This is a genomic window from Arthrobacter sp. HMSC08H08 (genome assembly GCF_001807575.1).
GTDB classification, from domain to species: domain Bacteria; phylum Actinomycetota; class Actinomycetes; order Actinomycetales; family Micrococcaceae; genus Pseudoglutamicibacter; species Pseudoglutamicibacter albus.
In genome coordinates, this window is sequence record NZ_KV789371.1 from 1 (window position 1) to 19,339 (window position 19,339).

Consider the following 19,339-nt stretch of genomic DNA (forward strand, 5'->3'; position numbering starts at 1 on the left):
GGGTTCGCGCTCATCTACCTGCTGGTCAACATCGGCCAGCCCGCATCCACGGTGCACGGTTGGGCCATCCCGGCGGCAACCGACATCGCGTTCGCTGTCGCGGTGCTTGCCGTAGTCGGTGCGTGGCTTCCAACCCCGGCCAAGCTGTTCCTGCTCACGCTTGCTGTGGTTGATGACCTGATCGCGATCATCATTATCGCGGTCTTCTACTCCTCCGATATTTCGCTTGTGTGGCTCGGGCTCTCGCTTGTGCCGATCGCTATCTACGGCACGCTCGCGCAACTGTTCCCTAACTTCTTCCGCCGCCAGAACTGGGCCCCGTGGGTCATCCTGCTGGGCCTTGGGTTCCTCGCGTGGGTCTTCATGTTGAACTCCGGGATCCACGCGACCATCGCGGGTGTTCTGCTCGGCTTCACGGTGCCTGCCAAGATCAAGAAGGGGCATCGAGGCATCCCACTCACCGAGGTACTCGCCCACCGTGTTGGCCCGTTCTCGACCGGGATTGCGGTGCCGATCTTCGCGTTCTTCGCAGCGGGTGTGACCATCGCGGGCATGGACGCTTTCAAGACCGCGATGGCTGACACCGTGGTGTGGGGCATCATCCTTGGCCTCGTGGTCGGTAAGCCTCTGGGCATCATGGGTGCTACATGGCTCGTCACTCGCACTCCAGCCGCCGAACTGGATCCGAGGATCAAGTGGGGCGATCTGCTGGGGGTCACGATGGTTGCCGGCATCGGCTTCACGGTCGCTCTGCTCGTCGCTGAGCTCTCTTTCGGCACCGACTCCCTGCACGGTGAGGACGCGAAGGTCGCGATCCTCCTGGCCTCCGTTCTGGCGGCCGTGCTCGCGAGCATCTGGCTCGCCCCACGTAACCGCCGCTACAAGATGCAGGCGCAACAAGAGACGGCTCAGGAACGCAGCCACGTCAAGTACTGACCCGCCTTCAGGCATGGACTGTTCCGCCACACATGCCAGTGGTTAAAGGTGAGGGGCTCCGGTTGATCATTCAACCGGAGCCCCTCTGTCATCACTCGCACCCTTGAGGTGTCTTCGACACTACAGAGCAAGCCTCAATAAACCCTGGGATAGTCATGGAAAACCCCCAGTAATCTGGTGAGCATCCCCTGAAACCGGCTGTAGCGAGCCCCAGCGGAAGGCGGTCAGTATCAGCGCGATGTGGTCAGCCTCAGAGAGTAACGATCAGTTTCTCTACCTCGTCTGCAGCGTCTGAGAGGGTTATCGGCAACGTTCTTCGCTCTTGCGCGGAGAAGTCGGAGAGCACATAGTCGGCGACCTGTTGCCTACCCGGGGGCCGCCCCACGCCTACACGGATGCGCCAATACTGCCGGGTCCCCAACGCCTTAGTGATGTCGCGTAAGCCGTTGTGCCCGGCTTCCGAGCCACCGAGCCGCGGCTGGGTCGTGTCAAAGCCCAGTTCGATCTCGTCGTGGATTGCGATCACGTTGGTTGCCGGTATCCCGAAGTATTTCGAGACGCTGGAGACGGCGCCGCCTACACGGTTCATGAGCGTTGTGGGCTTGATGAGCGCAACCCGCGGCCCTCCTATTCCCAGCCGTCCTTCAAGCAGCATGCACCGTTGCGCGGAGGCCGCTTTGAACGTGCCGCCGATGCGGCCGGCGAGTTCATCGGCGACCATGAAGCCGATGTTGTGTCGATTTTTCGCATACCGGGCGCCTGTATTGCCCAGGCCAGCGATGAGGAACATGTCAGAAGCCATGCTTCAAGGGTATCTACGCGAGCCTGCAACGGCTGCACCGGCTTGAAACTGCAGTGCCAGCTTGAAACGACTGCGCCAGCCTAAAACATCGGTACCGCCGTGGGCGTCCACGGCGGTACCGATGGGGTTCTGAGAACGCGCGGGATCGTGTGTCCCGGCGCTTTCAGAAGGTTCTTGGGTCTAGTTACTTGGTGGCGTCAGCGCGGCGTGCACGCTTGACTACCAGCAGCGTCACGCCACCGACTACCAGCAGGGTCGCGATGCCTGCGCCCCACATGAGTTCGGCGTTGACACCGGTGTTGGCTAGATCGCCGCCGGTCGATGGACCCTGCGCATCGTTCTGGTTGCCGCCCTCGGAGCCTGCGCCGTCCTCGCCTTCAGGCTGGGAAGGAGCGTCTGATGGCGCATCAGATGCATCTGTGGACGGTGCCTCGGTTGGGGCCTCGCTCGAATCATCCGAAGGCTGCTCGGATGGCTGTTCCTCGCTCGGTGCTTCCGAAGGCTGTTCAGATGGAGTCTCGGTTGGATCCTCGCTCGGGGTCTCCGTTGGCGCGTCCGTCGGTTCCGCGGTCGGTTCCTCAGTTGGAGCCGCGGTCGGTTCCTCGCTTGGTGGAACGTCTTTAGCTACCCAGGCGGTGTTCAACAGCCACTTAGCTACATCGGTGTTGTCCATGTAGGAGCCGCGGACCGTGTCAGTCTTGGTTGCCAGCGCCTTCACCTCGGCAGCGTTTGCGCCCTTGAAGAAGAATGGTGCGAGCTGGTTGGTGTGTTCACCACTGTTCCAGCTCTGCTCTGCAGCCTTGTTGGTGCCCTGCGGGAGCATTGGCGCGAACTTGCCTTCTGGCTTGCCCGAGAGGTAACCGGTCTCGTGGTCTGCGGTGACGATGACGAGGGTTTCATCCCAGCTGGAGTTGGTTTCAACCCAGTCGATGACGCCGTCGACGGCCTTGTCGAAGTCCTGGACTTCTTCGATGTCGCGGTCGGTCTGGTTGGCGTGGCCTGCCCAGTCGATTGCGCCGCCTTCGACCATCAGGAAGAAGCCGTTGTCGTTGTTGTCGAGGACGTTGAGTGCGCCGTCAGTCATGGTGCGCAGGTCGATGACCTCGTTCTTTGCCTTGCCTTCGGCGCGGCTCTGCTGCAGGGTGCTACCTACCTCAGCGATACCGAATACGCGCTCTGGGGTCTCGCCCTTGGTGAGGTTAGAGAAGTCCTGGTTGTTGGTCACGAACGTGAAGTCGCTGTCACCAGACTCGAGCTTCTTGTAGGTATCTGCGCCGATGTACTTGTAGTTCGGGGTGGCGAGCTTCTTGTTGTCGTCGTCGAAGAATGGGTGGCCTGCACCCATCACTACGTCCATGTTGCCGTTGACCTGCTCTTCAGCGATGCCGTGGTAGTCCTGGCGGGTCTGGTTGTGGGCGGAGTAGGCGGCTGGGGTTGCGTGCGAGAAGGGAACGCTGGAAACGACGCCTGCAGATTTACCGAGGGACTTGGCGCGTTCGCTGAGGTTCTCTACGACCTTCTTGTTTGGGTCAACACCGATGCCGGCGTTATAGGTCTTCACGCCGGTAGCCATGGCGGTGCCGGCTGCTGCGGAGTCGGTTGGGTTGTCTTTGACCCAGTCGAATTTGGTCCAGGCTTGCGAGGTGTCATATGCCGGGCCATCGACCCAGTGGGTGGACATTCCGGTGTGTTCCCAGGCCTGCCAGCCTTCGGTTGGCTTGGTGTTGCCGCCGTATGGCATGACCTTGTGGTCTGGACCGGTTTCTACCTGCCAGTGCACCTGGTTCTTGGTGTAGGCGTTGAGGTTGTCGATGTGGTTGTAGCCCATGCCGTCACCGATCAGTACGATGACGTTCTTTGGCCCGCCCGTAGCTGGGGCTTCTTCAGCCGTCGCTGTCGCGTGGGCTGGCATTGCGGTGAAGAACGATGCGAATGCAAGACCCGCTGTTGCGGTTGCAATCGCGGTGGTGCGAGGTGCTTTCACTGTGTCAATCCGTTCATTTGGCGTGATGGTGACCAACGCCAATGAGCCTAGGAAGCGAGGTAAACCTTCAATGCCTCTTTGGCCGTCCCTTCACCGACGGAATGGTTAACAAACAGTAAAGAATCCTGTGATTCACTGTGAACGAGCAATGAAAGGATGATCACTCAACATAGCTCGCCAATACAGACTTCTATATAAAGCGCACTCTTCGCTTTGGCTGATCTTTAAATGGCGGAAGGCCGCCACACATGTGGCGGCCTTCCTGAGAGTTCGGGCAGTCCCAGTGAGGCTTACTCGCTGTCTTCCTCGGACTTCTCTTCCGCTGGAGCCTCGGCAGCTTCTTCGCCTTCTTCTGCTTCCTCGTCCTCTGGAAGCTCGACTTCCTGTGGCTCAGCGATCGTCGCGATGACAGTGTCTTCTTCGATCTCGAGCTCAACGCCTTCAGGCAGTTCAATCTCGGATGCGAGGACGGAGCCTTCTTCGCGGCCATCGATGTTGACAACCAGGGTGTCTGGAATGTTGAGTGCCTCTGCCAGGACGGTGACTTCCTGGATGTCGAGGGTTGCTGCCAGACCTGGGGCGACCTCGCCCTGGTAGTCGAGGAAGACATCGACGGAGACCTTCTCGCCGCGCTTGACGATCAGCAGGTCGAGGTGATCAACGGTCTGGCGCAGTGGGTGGCGCTGGATGTCCTTCACCATGACGAGGCGCTCATCGCCTGCGACCTTGAGGGACAGAATAGCGTTCGGCTGGCGGACAGCCAGGGTGGTCTGGTGCGATGGGAGCAGCAGGTGCTCTGGCTCGGAGCCGTGGCCGTAAACAACAGCTGGGATCTGGCCGTCGCGGCGTGCGCGCCGTGCCGAACCCTTACCGAAGTCTTCGCGGACCTCTACGTCAAGGGATTCGAATTTCTGCATGAGAGCTCTTCTCCTATTGGTCGATGACGCCACACCGTGAATATCTCCGCGTGTGCGGTGGTGTTGGCTGGTCTTCGCCCCGGGGGCTCGTCGTGGCTTCTAAGCTCACCTTCGGCCTGCACCTTGTGCTAGCCGGTAAATCCAGAAGGCCTCGTCGATCACGGGAACCGTAGTTCCCCTCGCCTGGGCAACTCCCCTAGTTTAGCAGAGCTCGCATGGTTAGGCGCGGCCGTCGAACAGGCTCGTGACGGAGCCGTCTTCGAAGACTTCCTTGATCGCGCGCGCCAGCAGTGGGGCGATCGAGAGCACCGTGAGGTTGTGGAAACGCTTCGAAGCTGGAACAGGCAACGTGTTGGTCACAACGATTTCGCGCGCACCGGATTCGCTCAAACGCTGCGCTGCCGGATCTGAGAAGACCGGGTGCGTTGCCGCGATGATGACGTCTTTAGCACCAGCGTTCTTCAGTACCGAAACCGCGCCGGAGATGGTGCCGCCGGTGTCGATCATGTCGTCGATCAGGATGCAGACGCGATCCTTAACCTCGCCGACCACGGTCTTTGATTCGGCCTTGTTCGGCACGGTGAGGTCACGGGTCTTGTGCACGAATGCCAGCGGCGCGTGGCCGAGGCGTTCAGCCCACATTTCAGCCACACGCACACGGCCGGTGTCCGGGGAGACGATCGTGAGCGGTTCGTTACCTACACGGGTGCGGATGTAGTCAGCGAGCAACGGGATCGCCATGAGGTGATCGACCGGGCCATCGAAGAAACCCTGGATCTGCGAGGTGTGCAGGTCCACGGACATGATACGGTCAGCGCCAGCGGTCTTATAAAGGTCAGCGACCAGGCGCGCGGTGATCGGCTCGCGGCCGCGGCCCTTCTTGTCCTGGCGAGCGTACGGGTAGAACGGCGAGACCACGGTGATGCGGCGGGCTGAGGCGCGCTTGAGCGCATCGATCATGATCAGCTGCTCCATGAGCCAGTTGTTCATCGGGAACGGATGGGACTGGATGACGAAGCATTCTTTACCGCGGACGGAATCCCCGGGGCGGACATAGATCTCACCGTTAGCGAAGTCATATGCGGAAACTGGGGCGAGCTCGGTTTTGAGCTCGTCGGCGATCTGTTGTGCCAGCTCTGGGTGGGCTCGGCCGGAAGCCAAGACCAGTTTTTTGTCTACGTTGTAGCTCAGTTCAGACATTGCGAGCTGTCCGTTCTCCTCGAGGATGGGGTGTTAGTTGGAGCTTCTATGACTGTACCGAATCAGGGGCGTGTTTCATCCGAACCGGTACGGGCTGTATCCGATCCGGTGGAGTTCTTTGCTTCAGTCAGGGCCGCGGCGACGGCGGCGGGGGTTCCTGCTCGTTTAGCTTCAACCCAGCCTTCTTTATTGACCTGCGGGGCATCAGAGATCACAAGTGCGCCAGCAGGGACGTCTTTGCGGACTACCGCGCCAGCGCCGGTGTATGCGCCGTCACCGACCTCGACGGGGGCGATGAACACGGTGGATGCGCCCGTGCGAACGTGCGAGCCGATCACGGTCTTGTGCTTGTTCACGCCGTCGTAGTTGGAGGTGATGTTTCCGCAACCGATGTTGCTGTCTTCCCCGATCACCGCATCACCTGAGTAGCCGAGGTGGGAGAGCTTGGTGCGATCCCCAATCTGGACGTTCTTAGTTTCATAGAACGCGCCGATCTTGCCGTCTTCACCGAGCACGGTGTCTTTGCGGAGGTGGCTGAACGGGCCAACGGTCGATCCGGAGCCGATGCGGGATTCGGTTGCGTCGGTTCGTTTCACGGTCGCGTTCTGGCCCACGTGGGTGTCACGCAAGGTTGTGTCTGGCCCGATCACGGAGCCTTGGCCGACCGAGGTGCGGCCAACGAGCTGCACGTTCGGTAGCAGGGTCACGTCTTGGGACAAGGCGACATCGACGTCGATCCATGTGGTTTCAGGGTCTTGGATGGTGACCCCTTCGCGCATCCACTTTTCGGTGATGCGGCGGTTCAGTTCACGCCCCAGCGCGGAAAGCTGCACGCGATCGTTGGCGCCTTCTACCTGCCACTGATCGGTGGTCACTGCCGTTGAGATGCGGTGCCCGTCTTCACGCATGATGCCGAGCACATCGGTCAGATACATTTCGCCTTGGGCGTTGTCGGTCGAAACCCGGGCCAGAGCCGAACGCAGCTCGTTCGCGGAGAACGCGTAGATACCGGAGTTGACTTCGTTGATCAGACGCTGCTCTTCGGTGGCGTCTTTGTGCTCAACGATCCCGGTGACGTCGCCGTTTTCATCGCGCAGGATGCGGCCGTAGCCGGTCGGGTCTTCAACCGCGGCGGTCAGAACGGTTGCCGCGTTGCCCTCGGATTCGTGGCGCTCCACGAGTTCAGTGAGCAACTGCGGGGAAAGCAACGGGACGTCGCCGTAGGTCACCAAGACGGTGCCTTCAGCGAGGTCGTTCATCGCTTCAAGGCCAACTTGGACTGCGCGGCCGGTGCCTGGGATCTCGTCCTGGTCGACGATGCTCACGTCAGGCGCATGCTCGAGCACGTGGGTTGCAACGCGGTCACGCTGGTGACGCACAACCACGACGAGACGATCGGGTTCCAGCGCATGCGCGGTATCGAGCGCGTGGCCGACCATCGAACGGCCGCCGAGTGTGTGGAGGATTTTCGGCTTAGAGGATTTCATACGTGTTCCAGCACCTGCGGCTAGAACGATCACTGCTGCCGGATGGACGTTTTCGCTGGACACCTGGCTGTTTTTCCTTCCACTGCCCTGCCACTATCGCTCCGCCACTAGGATTCGAACCTAGACCACACAGCTCCAAAGGCTGGCGTGCTGCCGTTACACCATGGCGGATCAGCCTGGTACAGGCTGAACTGTTCAGGCCGTTGTCCATTGTGCCACGTTAGGCCTTGTTTTCTTAACCGTATGTCTTATGAGCGTCTATCTGTACGTCAATGAATCCGGCGCAGAAGCCACGTCATGAGCTCATCGAGGTGAGTTTTATCACCGTTGAGGTCTTCGGGATGCCACTGCACAGCCAGCATCCTGGAGTGTTGCCGGTGTTCGACGGCTTCCACGAGGCCGTCCGGGGCGGTCGCGACGGGCACGAGGTCTGCGGCGAGCGCATCGACGGCTTGGTGATGCGCGGAACGCACCGTGATTTCGGCTGACCCGTAGATGCGTTCGAGCGTGCTGCCGGCGGTGAGACTCACGCTGTGATCAGCCCAGCCGTCGCCATCTGGTGGTGACTTATGGATCGTAGGGTTGCCGATCTCCGGGATGAGCGTGCCGCCAAGCGCAACGTTGATGATCTGCAGGCCGCGGCAGATCCCTAACAGCGGCTTATTGGCGGCCAGGGTTTCATGCACGAGTTCTATCTCGAACGCATCGGCGCTCGCGCTCACACCTGCAAGATCGACCTCGGGCCACCGTTCACGCTCCAACCCATAGAACCCTGGATGCACATCAGCACCACCCAGGATAATGACCGCCTCCGCGCCCGCGACAACCTCGCTGGCGCTGCGTCCCGGTTTGAGAGCATCCACGAACCACGGTTGCACGTGCCCGCCGACCTCAATGAGTGAACGCCCCGTATGGGCTGCGAGCCCGTGAAGCTCATCGGAATAGCTGACAGGGACGTTCGCGGCATCCATGACGTAGCTCATCGCGATGCGCACCGGCCGATACTCACAGACCGGCCGATACTCAGTGACTTCCGTTTGTTCTGGCATCAACCTGCCCCCTACCCGATCTTCTCGGAGGCCTCGAGCCACGCCATCTCCAGCTCGTCCCTCTGCTCCCGCACCGCGTCCGCTTCCTGGGTGAGGTGGGTGACCGCCTCGAAATCCCCGGCCTCGGTCGCTTGGATGAGTTTCTCTTCTGCCTCGGCGAGCGCCTTCTCGACGCGTCCGAGTTGGCGTTCGTAGCGTTGCATGTCTTTGCGCGCTTCGCGCTGTTCGGCTGCCGAATACGCTGGCTTGTTTGGCTTGTGCGCGGGGGCTTCAGCTGCGCCCCCAGCGTCCGATGCGGCGGCGGGTTCTCCGTGCTGGCCTGTCCCGCTGTGGCTTATCCTGCTGTTGTCGGTGCCGGCGTGCGCTGCGTGTTCGCGTAGCTGCAGGTACTGCTCAACGCCGCCGGGCAGATCGCGGAGTTTGCCGTCTCCGAGCAGTGCGAGCTGGTGGTCGGTGACGCGTTCGAGCAGGTAGCGGTCGTGGGAGACAACGATCAGGGTTCCGGCCCACGTGTCGAGGAGGTCTTCGATCGCGGCGAGGGTGTCGGTGTCGAGGTCGTTGGTCGGCTCATCGAGCATCAGCACGTTGGGTTCACCCACCATGAGGCGTAAGAGTTGCAGGCGGCGTTTCTCGCCACCGGAGAGGTCCTTGACCGGGGTGTATTGCTTGTGCGCGTTGAACCCGACCTGCTCGAGTAGCTGACCGGCGGACACTTCGCGGCCTCCGGCGACAAACTGGCTGCCTTCTGCCTTGATGACGTCCACGACGCGCGTGTTCGCGAGCTCATCAAGCTCTTTGACTTCTTGGGAGAGGATCGCTGAAACCACGGTCTTGCCGCGCTTGACGCGCCCGGCGCTCGGTTCGAGTTGTCCGTCCAGTAGTCGCATGAGCGTGGATTTTCCTGCACCGTTGACGCCCACAAGTCCCACGCGTTCCCCTGGTGCCAGCCGCCACGTGATGTCATCGAAGAGTGCGCGGCCGTTGGGCAGCGTATAGGTGAGGTCTTCGGCGTCGATGACGTCTTTGCCTTGCCGGGCCATCGCCATTTTCTTCAGCTCGAGGCTTTCGCGTGGTGCGGGAACGTCTTCGATGATCGCGTTGGCTGCTTGGATGCGGAACTTGGGTTTCGAGGTGCGTGCCGGTGCGCCGCGGCGCAGCCACGCAAGCTCCTTTTTGACAAGTTGCTGTCGTTTGCTTTCCTTGACCGCAGCGGCGCGGTCGCGTTCGGCCCGAGCCAGAACATAGGCCGCATACCCGCCATCAAAAGCATCCACCATCGCATCGTGGACCTCCCACGTCATGGTGCATACGGCATCCAGGAACCAGCGGTCGTGAGTCACCACCAGGAACGCGTTCTCGTTGGCGCGCCACCGCTGGTTCAAGTGCTCAGCCAGCCATGCGACCGACTCAACGTCGAGGTGGTTGGTGGGCTCATCGAGCATGATGACGTCCCAGTCAGCAACCACCAGCTTGGCAAGCGCGGTACGGCGGCGTTGCCCGCCGGAGAGCTCCCCGACTTTCTTGTTCAGATCGATGCCTTCGGTCAACCCGCTCATGATGTCACGGATGCGGGCATCAGCGGCCCATTCGTGTTCCGGAACATCACCCACGATCGCCTCAAGCACGCTCAGTTCGGGGTCTAAAACGTCGGCTTGATCGAGGTAACCGACCCGCAGATCACGCCGATGCGTCACCCGCCCGGTATCCGGTTCGATCCGTTGCGCCAGAAGCTTCATGAGTGTGGACTTGCCGTCGCCGTTACGGCCCACAATCCCGATGCGGTCGCCCTCGTCGATGCCGAGCGTCACGTTATCGAGCACGGTGCGGGTACCAAACGTGATGGAGATCGATTCAGCACCTAAGAGGTGGGACATCTGTACAGGGTTTCCTTCTCAATGAATAGTTTTCAGTGGATAGTGTGCGTGGATGCTTTCAGCGTGCAGGTTTCAGCGCGTGAAGTTCGCCAGGCCGGGCTGGCCTCCAGACCGCGCTGGCTACCAGGCCGGGCATGTCATCAGGCAGCGCTGGCCATCAAACTGCGCCGCAGTTGGGCAGGATCGAGGCCCCTGCCGCAGGTGCGCTCACCACGATGGTTTGTAGGTCGAGCTCATCACGTATCTGCATCGAGATCCGTTCCGCATGCGCTGATGAGTGCGCGATGCAGGCCAGGGTTGGCCCGGAGCCTGATACGAGCGTTTTGTGCGCCCCGGCTTCCTCGGTTCGTTCGATGACGTGCGCGAGTTCCGGTGCAAGCGCGATGCTGGCCGGAGTGAGGTCGTTATGCACGGAAGCTGCGAGCTTGAGCGGGTCCCCTTCGAGTAGGGCGTGGAGAACCTCGGGCGAGACTTCCTGAGGCGCGGGCACGCTCACATCGGCTCGTTCGCGTTGCCGGTCAAGCTCCTGATACACCTTCGGTGTTGAGAGCCCGTACGATGCCGGGATCAGAACCCAGTGCGATTCGGTGCGCAGCGGCACTGGCGCGAGGTCTTCCCCGCGCCCCAGGCCGACGGCCGCGCCGCCGAACAGCGCGAAGGGAACATCCGAGCCGAGCCCCGCGGCGATCGAGGCGAGGTCTTGCCTGCTCAGGCGGGTCTCCCACAGCGCATTGCACGCAACGAGTGCCGCGGCCGCGTCCGCGGAGCCGCCTCCCATGCCTCCAGCGATCGGCACACGCTTGAGGATGCGCAAGTCAGCTCCAGCGTGCACTCCGGTAGCGTCCCGCAAAGCGAGCGCGGCCTTCACTGCGAGGTTATCGGCTCCTACCGGGAAGCTCGCTTGATCCACCGCGATGCTCGATGCGTCATCGAGTTCCGCCGCGATCTCGCCGTCGTCACGGTGACGGGCGGTGACCTCTTCATCCAACCCGACCGCAAGATACAAGGTCGCAACCGGATGGAATCCGTCCTCGCGCGGGTCACCGCATTCGAAGCTGACGTTGATTTTGCCTGGTGCGCGCGCCGTGACCGTGCGCGCAAACCCCGATTGTTCCTCCAACGCTGGAAGACTCACACCCCACCACCTTGCTCTCCTACTTCTTCAACGGCAGCACTACTTTCACCTGCCGCGCCGCTGTCGCCTACCGCGCCGCTGTCGCTTGCTGCAGCGCGGGCCTGGGCGATCGCGATGAACTGCTCGATCTCAAGCTTCTCGCCGCGCAGCTGCGGGTCTACTCCTGCTGCACGCAGATATTCTTCGGCTGCTGCGGCGGAACCTGCCCATCCGGCTAACGCTGCCCGTAGCGTCTTGCGTCGTTGCGCGAATGCCGCATCGATCACCGCAAACGTCGCCTCCCGCAGAGCCTCATCCCCGCGTTTGGGGCCACGCGTGAACGCAACGAGCCCTGAGCGGATCTTGGGCGCGGGCCAGAACACGTTCATCCTGATGACCCCGGCTTTGGTCATGGACCCGTACCACGCGCCCTTGACGGAAGGGACCCCATAGAGCTTGTTCCCCGGCTTCGCTGCCAAACGGTCGGCTACCTCGTCTTGGACCATGACCAAACCGGAACGGATGCTCTCAAAGCGCGCCAACAGATGCAGCACTACGGGAACCGCGACGTTATAGGGCAGGTTCGCAACCAGCGCATCGGGTGCGCCCGGCAGCTCGGTGATCTTCAACGCGTCCTCATTGATGACCGTGAGGTTCTCATGCGTGCCCGGGCGCCACTGCTCCACCGTGCGCGGCAGGCGCTCGGCCAGCCGCGGATCAATCTCCACCGCGATCACGCGCGCAGCGGCATCCAGGATCCCCAACGTCAGCGAACCAAGGCCCGGCCCCACCTCAAGCACCGTCTCATCGCCCGTGAGGTGTGCGGCGGCAACGATGCGGCGGATCGTGTTCCCATCGATCACAAAGTTCTGCCCCAGCGTCTTAGTCGGGGTCACACCCAGCTCATCGGCGAGCGCACGAATATGAGCAGCCCCCAAAAGCGGAGCTGAAGCAGAAGATTCAGGCACGTGATTCATCCCCTCAATCCTAATGTCCTTAAACGGCCAAGCCCACGATGCCGCGGGAGACTCCCGCACCATCGTGGGCTTGAACAGTGCCTATTCCGGGTGATTTATTCCGGAGCTATAAGCCAACGTTCAGGTGCTGACCTGAAAGCACAGCGTGTGGCTTAGCGCAGGCCGAGACGGCTCGAGCATGCTGGCCAGTGGCCCCAGCCACCGTTAGCGCGCAACTTCTCTGCGGTAGCAACCTGCTCAGCTGGGGTTGCCTGGTGTGGCAGCGGAGCGTACTTGGTGCCGCCGGCTGCACGCCAGGAGGAAGCCGAGAACTGCAGGCCGCCGTAGTAGCCGTTACCGGAGTTGATGCTCCAGTTACCGCCGGACTCACACTGAGCCAGTGCCTGCCAGGTCGAGGAAACGCCGCCGCTTGGGGCCTTAGCCTTCGAGCTGGACTTCGACTTCTTCTTCTTACCCTTCGAGGAGTTGTTCGAGCTCTCCTCCGAGTCCGAGTTCTCCTCAGGCTCTGGGGCTTCTTCCTTGGTGCCAACCTTGATCAGCGCATCGACTGGCTCGCGGGTCACCTTATCGGAGACCTTCTTGGTGGAGACCTTCTTACCGTTACGGATCACAGTCTCGGTCACGACCTTGCGTTCACCAGCCTTGCCTTCGGTGACCGTCTCGGTCTTGCCCTTGGCGAGCTTGGCGTCCTCTTCACGCTTGGTTTCGAACGCGATCGCCTCGGTGGTGGTCTTCTTCTTCTTTTGGATCTTGTTGTACGTGATGGTGATGCCATCAGATACAACAGTGTTCCGGGCAGGCTTCACTTCGTCGTGCTTACCAACCTTGACGCCCTTATCGGCCAGAACCGCGTCAACATCGAGTGCGGTAGTAGTCAGAGTCGACTTCTTGCCCGCGAGGTTGAGCTTGACTTCCTTAGGGGTCAGCACGGTGAGCTTCTCAGCGCTTGCCAACTGGACGTGACCGTCGAGGTTGATGTCAGAACCGTCAGCGAGATCGAGCTCATCCACCAGCTCATCCACGGTGCGTGCGGTGGTCATGACGGTCTTGTCTTCGCCGTCGACCTGGTATTCGACCTTGTGAGCGGTCAGGATGTTGACGGTGTCGCCGTTCTTGATGTCGGAGTCTACGGCTGGCGTGACACGGTCGTGTTGGCCAACGGTGACATCAGCTGCCTTCAGGGCGTCTTCTACCTTCCCACCGAAGGTACGGACGTTTTGAGATTCCCCGTCGACGACAACCTCGATGGATTTGTTATTTGCTACGAACCCCACGGTTCCCAAGACCAGCGCCGAGGCTACAGTTGCCTGGCCGCCAATGATCAGACCGCGTTTCATCTTCTTGTTCACGAAAAACCTCATGCCTTGACAGGCACTATGTTCGGGGATATTTCTTTGCACACATGACCTTTTCCATGAAGCGCTCGATGAGCGTTCACGCTCGGCCTTCAGGGAAGGAAGTGCTTGTCAGCACCACACCGAAGGTCACGATGCGATAACAATCGTAACCTAATTGTTATCAAATCGCTACTTCAGCTCCTGCACAGTTTCGGGGTATGGCTATTATTCAGGCGATTCTTGGGTGAAACCTGCGGCGAAATCCCCGTAAACACGCGTGCTGTTTTCGTTGAGTGTGTGGCAGAACTCATCTAGGTCCATGCCGAACATGTCCGCGACGAACCGCACCGCGTACGGGGTCATGTATGGAGCGTTCGGGCGGCCCCGGAACGGGTGGGCAGTCAAGAAGGGGGCGTCCGTCTCCGCCATCAACAGCTGTGGCCCGGCCGCCATGATCGCTTCTCGAAGCTCGTGGTTGTTCTTGAACGTCACGGTCCCGCCGAAGGAGACATACCAGCCGCGCTCGCGCGCTTTCATCGCCATCGACACCGGACCAGAGAAACAGTGGAAGACAACCGTTCCATCGAAGTTCTCTTCTTCCAAGATCCGCACCGTGTCATCGTGCGCGTCCCGGTCATGGATCTGTACCGGCAGGTTCAAACGCTGCGCAATATCAAGATGCCGGCGGAAAGATTCGTGCTGGGGCGCCCAGCCCTCCTCGGTGGTACGGAAGTAATCAAGCCCCGTCTCTCCGATCGCCCGCACCCGGGGATGCCCAGCCAACTGCTCGATGACCGCGAGATCATCCTCAAGGGTGCCTTCCGCATAAGCCCGCGCGGCATCGTTGGGGTGCAAGGCGACCGCGGCAAGCACGCGCTGATCAGATTCCGCCGCGGCAACAGACCAGCGCGAAGACTCAACATCGGTCCCGATCTGGACTGCCCCAGAGATACCGACCTGCTCGGCGACATCCATGTGCTGGCTCACAGATAACGCGACATCGCCGTCATGGAAATCCATGTGCGTGTGGTTATCGATCACCGGGACCGGCAATGGCTGCGGGGCCGGCGGATATTCGAGCTTACGGCGAGCACCCTGCTCGTTGACGGCCGCGCGCTTACGCCCGCTGTCATCGCCGAGGCCTTCGTGGGCCTCAGGGACATAAGGCCGCGGAGTTTCACCGGGAACAACCAAACCTTGATGTTCAGAACACATATCAACAACCTTAGCGATGCACAGCGAGGTTAACGACGGAGTGAGGTTAACGACGGGGTGGCCACCGCTGATGCGATGGCCACCCCGTTAGGTCACAGTCTGTGCAGAAGGCTTTACTTCTTGGCGTATGGGTCTGCGATACCGATGTACTGCACGGTGCTGTACTCCTCGATACCTTCGGCGCCACCTTCACGCCCCAGACCGGACTGCTTGACGCCACCGAATGGTGCGGCAGCGTTGGAGATCACGCCCTGGTTGAAGCCGACCAAACCGAATTCGATCTGATCCGCCACACGGATCAGGCGGTTGTAGTCCTTCGAGTAGATGTAGGAGGCCAAACCGTATTCGGATGCGTTGGCGAGTTCGATCGCTTCGTCCTCGGTAGCAAACGTCGTGACGGGGGCGACGGGGCCGAAGATCTCTTCACGCAGGATCTCGGCGTCGTGCGGAACATCGGTCAAGACGGTCGGGCGATAGAAGTAGCCGTCGCCTTCGATCTTCTCGCCACCGGTCGCGACCTTAGCACCCTGTTCAACCGCTTTAGTCACGATCGAGTGGATGTCCTCACGAGCGGACTCCTCGATGACCGGGCCAACGTTGACGTCTTCTTCGGTGCCGCGGCCAGGCTTGAGGGCGGCCATCTTCTCAGCGAACTTGCGGGTGAACTCTTCGGCGACCGAATCCTGGACCAGGAAGCGGTTCGCCGCGGTGCAGGCCTCACCCATGTTGCGCATCTTCGCCGCCATAGCGCCCTCAACCGCATCGTCGATGTCGGCGTCATCGAACACGATGAATGGCGCGTTGCCGCCCAACTCCATCGAGGTACGCAAAACGTTGTCTGCGGCGTCCTTGAGCAACTGGCGCCCCACCGGGGTGGAGCCGGTGAAGGAGACCTTACGTAGACGGTGATCCTGCATGATGGGGCCAGAAATCTGGGAAGCCGACTTACCAGCAACCACGTTCAAGACACCTGCTGGAAGGCCTGCCTCCATCATGACCTGAGCGAACAGCTGGGCAGTCAGCGGGGTCAACTTAGCTGGCTTCAAAACCATAGTGCAGCCGGCAGCTACAGCAGGAGCAACCTTGCGGGTCGCCATCGCCAGCGGGAAGTTCCACGGCGTGATCAGCAAGCACGGCCCAACAGGCTTGTGCTGCACGATCATCTTCATGTTGCCTTCAGGGGTCTCGTTGTAGCGGCCGTTGTGACGCACCGCTTCCTCAGAGAACCACCGCATGAACTCGTTGCCGTACTTAACCTCGCCCATCGCCTCGTTCAGAGGCTTACCCATCTCCAAGGTCATGAGCAGAGCGAAATCCTCGGCGCGTTCCTGAATCAGTTCGAAACCACGGCGCAGAATCTCAGAACGTTCACGGGCAGAGGTGCGAGCCCACGACGCCTGCACAGCATCAGCCGCATCCAAAGCGGCCTTAGCATCCTCAGAGGTGGCAGAGGCCAACGTAGCCAAAACCTTCCCCGTTGCAGGGTCGAGAACATCGAACGTTCCGCCATCAGAGGCATCGCGCCATTCACCATTGATCAGCAACCCCTTCGGGACTGATTCCAGCAGTTCGGCTTCGCGCTGTGAAGTCATGGTTCTCCTTTGCCACGGATCATCGAGGTCTACTTAGCTCAACTTATACGTGCGGCAAACTATTCCGCTAGAAAGCGACGCCGCATTTCGCTGACTGGCCCGGCTCGCCAGGGCCAGGTCCCTTTCACGGCCGGGCAACACTTACGGCCAGGTCCCTTCGGCGGCCGGGCCACGCTTACCGCCGGGCCACACTTATGGCCGGGCTTTGACCGCCGCGTCATAGAGTTCCCGCCGGGACACCCCGTAAGCCTCGGCAAGCGATTTGCACACGTCTTTGAGCCGTTCACCTTCAGCTACCCGCTCTAGGACCAGCGGAACTAACTCTTCGATGCTGGCTTCAGCTTCTTCAGCGGCACCTTCTAACACCACTACGATCTCGCCGCGTGGAGGATCCTCCGCCACCCCGGCAAGCAACTCTTCTAAAGTTCCACGCCGATGCTCTTCAAACATTTTTGTAATCTCACGTGAAATCACGGCGCGGCGCTGCCCACCCAAACCCTCGGCGAGCGCTTGAAGGGTCGCCGCGATCCGGTGCGGGGTCTCATAGAACACGACAGTGCGCGTCTCCGTACTCACCGCGCGGATGAAGGCTGTGCGTTCAGAAGCCTTGCGCGGCATGAATCCTTCGAACGTGAACCGGTCTGTCGGCAACCCCGATGCGGCGAGTGCACAGATCAGTGCCGAAGGCCCCGGGATCACCGTGACGGGCACATCCTCGATGACCGCGCGCGCAACAATCCGGTAGCCAGGATCAGAAATACCTGGCATGCCTGCATCACTGACCACCACAACGTGCGCCCCACGGCGAGCCCGCTCCACCAACTCATCCGCACGCGAACGCTCATTATGTTCGTGATACGCAACCAACTCACCGCGAGCCCTAATCCCCAAAGCCCGCAACAGCTTCGCCGTGGTCCGCGTGTCCTCACACGCCACCACATCGGCCTCTTCCAACGCCGCGAGCAACCGCGGGCTCGCATCCCCAATATTCCCAATCGGGGTACCAGCAATCTCGATGCGACCAGTTACATCACTCACACCGCCAGCCTACCCAGCCGCCACTACACCAACACCGCGGCACATCGCCTCCGCTACAGTGTGTCCGTATTACTTTGGTATTACCCTCCTAGCCATCTTCCGGCCTCAAACCCCGTAGTTCAGTAGAGTAAGCCTGTGACTGTTTCCGCGCGCACCACTTCTCAAGCTCAACGGCAACAGCACGCCCACCGCAAACAGGGGGCGCAGCTGAGCCGTTCAAGACCGAGCCTCGACGAGCTACTGCTCCGCCTCACCGGCATGCCCGGCGGCAAGCTCAACACGGTCGTTTCACACGCGCGCTGGTGGCTACCTCTGCTGATCGGTGCACTCGCCGCGATCATCAGATTCTTCAACCTGGGCCACCCACACCAACTCATTTTCGACGAAACCTACTACGTCAAAGACGCCTACTCACTTCTGAACTACGGCTACGAACGCCAATGGCCGCAAGACATCAACGAAGACTTCGTCAACGGATCGGCAACACCGAGTAACGAGGCCTCCTACGTCGTCCACCCACCACTGGGTAAATGGATCATGGCGCTGGGAATGGCGATCTTCGGAACAGACACCGGGCTCGGCTGGCGTGCAGGCACCGCTTTCGCCGGAACCATCGCAGCCGTCTTCACAACCATGGCCGCAACCCGCCTGTTCCGCTCCGCCGTATGGGGCGGGCTCGCCGGAGTATTCGTAGCGCTCGACGGCCAACAGATCGCGCTATCGAGGACCGGGATCCTCGACATCTTCTACTTCATGTTCATCACGATCATCGCGTGGCTCGTACTCGTAGACCGCGATTACGGGCGCCGCCAACTGGCCTACGCGCTCGCCGGAGACGCCGAGGCCTCTAGCGATAAACGCAAGGTAGCGGCCCTCTATAAAGGGGTGGGGCCGCGCTTATGGTCCCGGCCGTGGCAGATCGGCATCGGTGTTTCACTGGGTGCCTTGTGCGCTATCAAATGGTCCGGAATCACCTTCGTCGCTGTCTTCGGCCTACTCATCGTGTGGTGGGACTGCCAAGCCCGCCGTGCCGCTGGGATCCAACAATGGCTCAAAGGCGGCGTACTCCACAACGGCATCCCCGCGTTCATCCGCGTAGTACCCGTCGCGGCACTGACCTATCTTTTCACCTGGCTACCGTGGCTGATGCAGCCGCGCGCCTGGGGCCACGGGCTCGCCGAACGCGAAGGTGCGGCATGGGTCAAGCTCTTCCCAGCACCGCTAGCTGACCTGCTGACCTACCACGGCAAGGCCTACGCATTCCACACCGGGCTGACCAAAGACCACGGCTGGGCGTCCAACCCGTGGACCTGGCTCGTTGCAGGGCGCCCAACGCTGTTCAAATGGGACACCACCACCCGCGACGGCGTCGAATGCGAACCCGGCCGCAACTGCGTCCAAATCATCACCGACCTACCCAACCCGCTCCTGTGGTGGGCCGGGACCCTCTGCATCTTCATCGTGCTGTGGGCCTTCCTCGCTCGCCGCGACTGGGTAGCACTCATGATCCTGGCAGGTGTTGTAGCCGGCTACATCCCGTGGCTGTTCTATCCAGAACGCACGATGTTCTTCTTCTACACGACCGGCTTCCAACTCAGCTGGATCCTCGCAGTCGTCTATGCGCTACGTATGCTCGCCCCGCCACCGGGCACGCCCAAGCTCCAAGCGAAGATCCGCACCGGAATCCTAGCCGGCATCGTCGCCATCATCCTGCTCACATCCGCTTTCTTCCTACCGATCGTCACAGGCGGAACACTTTTGAGCGAACACGCCCAGTGGCGCATCTGGATACCAAGCTGGACATAACCCGTCCGCCC

15 protein-coding genes and 1 tRNA gene are annotated in these 19,339 nt (G+C 61.0%); 2 read left to right on the top strand and 14 right to left on the bottom strand.

Features of this window, described 5'->3' with window-relative positions:
- Positions 1–936, top strand: a 936-nt coding sequence (locus HMPREF3175_RS00005) for a Na+/H+ antiporter NhaA (RefSeq protein WP_070489957.1), incomplete at its 5' end; no start/stop codon positions are given.
- A gap of 250 nt (positions 937–1,186) precedes the next feature.
- Here HMPREF3175_RS00005 and pth read toward each other — a convergent pair.
- The 14 genes from pth to rsmI all read right to left on the bottom strand — a co-directional run bounded on the left by pth (position 1,187) and on the right by rsmI (position 17,522).
- Positions 1,187–1,738, bottom strand: a complete 552-nt coding sequence (gene pth / locus HMPREF3175_RS00010; protein WP_070489958.1) for an aminoacyl-tRNA hydrolase — start codon at positions 1,736–1,738, stop codon at positions 1,187–1,189.
- Between the two features lie 184 nt (positions 1,739–1,922).
- Positions 1,923–3,722, bottom strand: coding sequence for an alkaline phosphatase (locus tag HMPREF3175_RS00015; RefSeq protein WP_141739854.1), 1,800 nt, complete (start codon positions 3,720–3,722; stop codon positions 1,923–1,925).
- Between the two features lie 290 nt (positions 3,723–4,012).
- The gene (locus tag HMPREF3175_RS00020; protein ID WP_035756211.1) at positions 4,013–4,639 is read right to left on the bottom strand and encodes a 50S ribosomal protein L25/general stress protein Ctc; all 627 of its coding nucleotides are present in this window, start codon (positions 4,637–4,639) and stop codon (positions 4,013–4,015) included.
- A 219-nt stretch (positions 4,640–4,858) separates the two neighbouring features.
- Entirely contained in the window at positions 4,859–5,839 is a 981-nt protein-coding gene (locus HMPREF3175_RS00025; protein WP_035756212.1) for a ribose-phosphate diphosphokinase, read from the bottom strand.
- Between the two features lie 62 nt (positions 5,840–5,901).
- Entirely contained in the window at positions 5,902–7,389 is a 1,488-nt protein-coding gene (gene glmU, locus HMPREF3175_RS00030; RefSeq protein WP_070489962.1) for a bifunctional UDP-N-acetylglucosamine diphosphorylase/glucosamine-1-phosphate N-acetyltransferase GlmU, read from the bottom strand.
- A gap of 36 nt (positions 7,390–7,425) precedes the next feature.
- Positions 7,426–7,497 (bottom strand) — tRNA-Gln (locus HMPREF3175_RS00035).
- A 98-nt stretch (positions 7,498–7,595) separates the two neighbouring features.
- Entirely contained in the window at positions 7,596–8,375 is a 780-nt protein-coding gene (locus HMPREF3175_RS00040; RefSeq protein ID WP_070489964.1) for a gamma-glutamyl-gamma-aminobutyrate hydrolase family protein, read from the bottom strand.
- 11 nt (positions 8,376–8,386) lie between these two features.
- Complete coding sequence (locus tag HMPREF3175_RS00045) at positions 8,387–10,249, bottom strand: ABC-F family ATP-binding cassette domain-containing protein (RefSeq protein ID WP_070489966.1); 1,863 nt, start codon at positions 10,247–10,249, stop codon at positions 8,387–8,389.
- Positions 10,250–10,406: 157 nt separating this feature from the next.
- Entirely contained in the window at positions 10,407–11,384 is a 978-nt protein-coding gene (locus tag HMPREF3175_RS00050) for a 4-(cytidine 5'-diphospho)-2-C-methyl-D-erythritol kinase (RefSeq protein WP_070489968.1), read from the bottom strand.
- Positions 11,381–12,340 (bottom strand): 16S rRNA (adenine(1518)-N(6)/adenine(1519)-N(6))-dimethyltransferase RsmA, encoded by a 960-nt coding sequence (gene rsmA / locus HMPREF3175_RS00055; RefSeq protein WP_083285488.1) that lies wholly within the window; start codon positions 12,338–12,340, stop codon positions 11,381–11,383. The genes HMPREF3175_RS00050 and rsmA overlap by 4 nt, the downstream gene beginning before the upstream one ends.
- Before the next feature lie 152 nt (positions 12,341–12,492).
- The gene (locus HMPREF3175_RS00060) at positions 12,493–13,689 is read right to left on the bottom strand and encodes a resuscitation-promoting factor (RefSeq protein WP_176744712.1); all 1,197 of its coding nucleotides are present in this window, start codon (positions 13,687–13,689) and stop codon (positions 12,493–12,495) included.
- Positions 13,690–13,902: 213 nt separating this feature from the next.
- Complete coding sequence (locus HMPREF3175_RS00065; RefSeq protein WP_070489970.1) at positions 13,903–14,892, bottom strand: TatD family hydrolase; 990 nt, start codon at positions 14,890–14,892, stop codon at positions 13,903–13,905.
- A gap of 113 nt (positions 14,893–15,005) precedes the next feature.
- Positions 15,006–16,484 (bottom strand): NAD-dependent succinate-semialdehyde dehydrogenase, encoded by a 1,479-nt coding sequence (locus tag HMPREF3175_RS00070; protein ID WP_035756215.1) that lies wholly within the window; start codon positions 16,482–16,484, stop codon positions 15,006–15,008.
- Between the two features lie 192 nt (positions 16,485–16,676).
- Entirely contained in the window at positions 16,677–17,522 is an 846-nt protein-coding gene (rsmI, locus tag HMPREF3175_RS00075; RefSeq protein WP_070489972.1) for a 16S rRNA (cytidine(1402)-2'-O)-methyltransferase, read from the bottom strand.
- A gap of 135 nt (positions 17,523–17,657) precedes the next feature.
- On the opposite strand from rsmI, the gene HMPREF3175_RS00080 reads away from it, so the two are divergent.
- Positions 17,658–19,328: a dolichyl-phosphate-mannose--protein mannosyltransferase gene (locus tag HMPREF3175_RS00080; RefSeq protein ID WP_052048455.1), complete on the top strand. Its 1,671-nt coding sequence runs from the start codon at positions 17,658–17,660 to the stop codon at positions 19,326–19,328.
- Positions 19,329–19,339: the final 11 nt, after the last annotated feature.

Coding starts and splice junctions, on each gene's coding strand:
- HMPREF3175_RS00040 (WP_070489964.1), bottom strand. CDS start 8,375: ATGCCAGAACAAACGGAAGTCACTGAGTATCGGCCGGTCTGTGAGTAT.
- HMPREF3175_RS00070 (WP_035756215.1), bottom strand. CDS start 16,484: ATGACTTCACAGCGCGAAGCCGAACTGCTGGAATCAGTCCCGAAGGGG.
- HMPREF3175_RS00020 (WP_035756211.1), bottom strand. CDS start 4,639: ATGCAGAAATTCGAATCCCTTGACGTAGAGGTCCGCGAAGACTTCGGT.
- HMPREF3175_RS00065 (WP_070489970.1), bottom strand. CDS start 14,892: ATGTGTTCTGAACATCAAGGTTTGGTTGTTCCCGGTGAAACTCCGCGG.
- HMPREF3175_RS00045 (WP_070489966.1), bottom strand. CDS start 10,249: ATGTCCCACCTCTTAGGTGCTGAATCGATCTCCATCACGTTTGGTACC.
- HMPREF3175_RS00025 (WP_035756212.1), bottom strand. CDS start 5,839: ATGTCTGAACTGAGCTACAACGTAGACAAAAAACTGGTCTTGGCTTCC.
- pth (WP_070489958.1), bottom strand. CDS start 1,738: ATGGCTTCTGACATGTTCCTCATCGCTGGCCTGGGCAATACAGGCGCC.
- rsmA (WP_083285488.1), bottom strand. CDS start 12,340: ATGAATCACGTGCCTGAATCTTCTGCTTCAGCTCCGCTTTTGGGGGCT.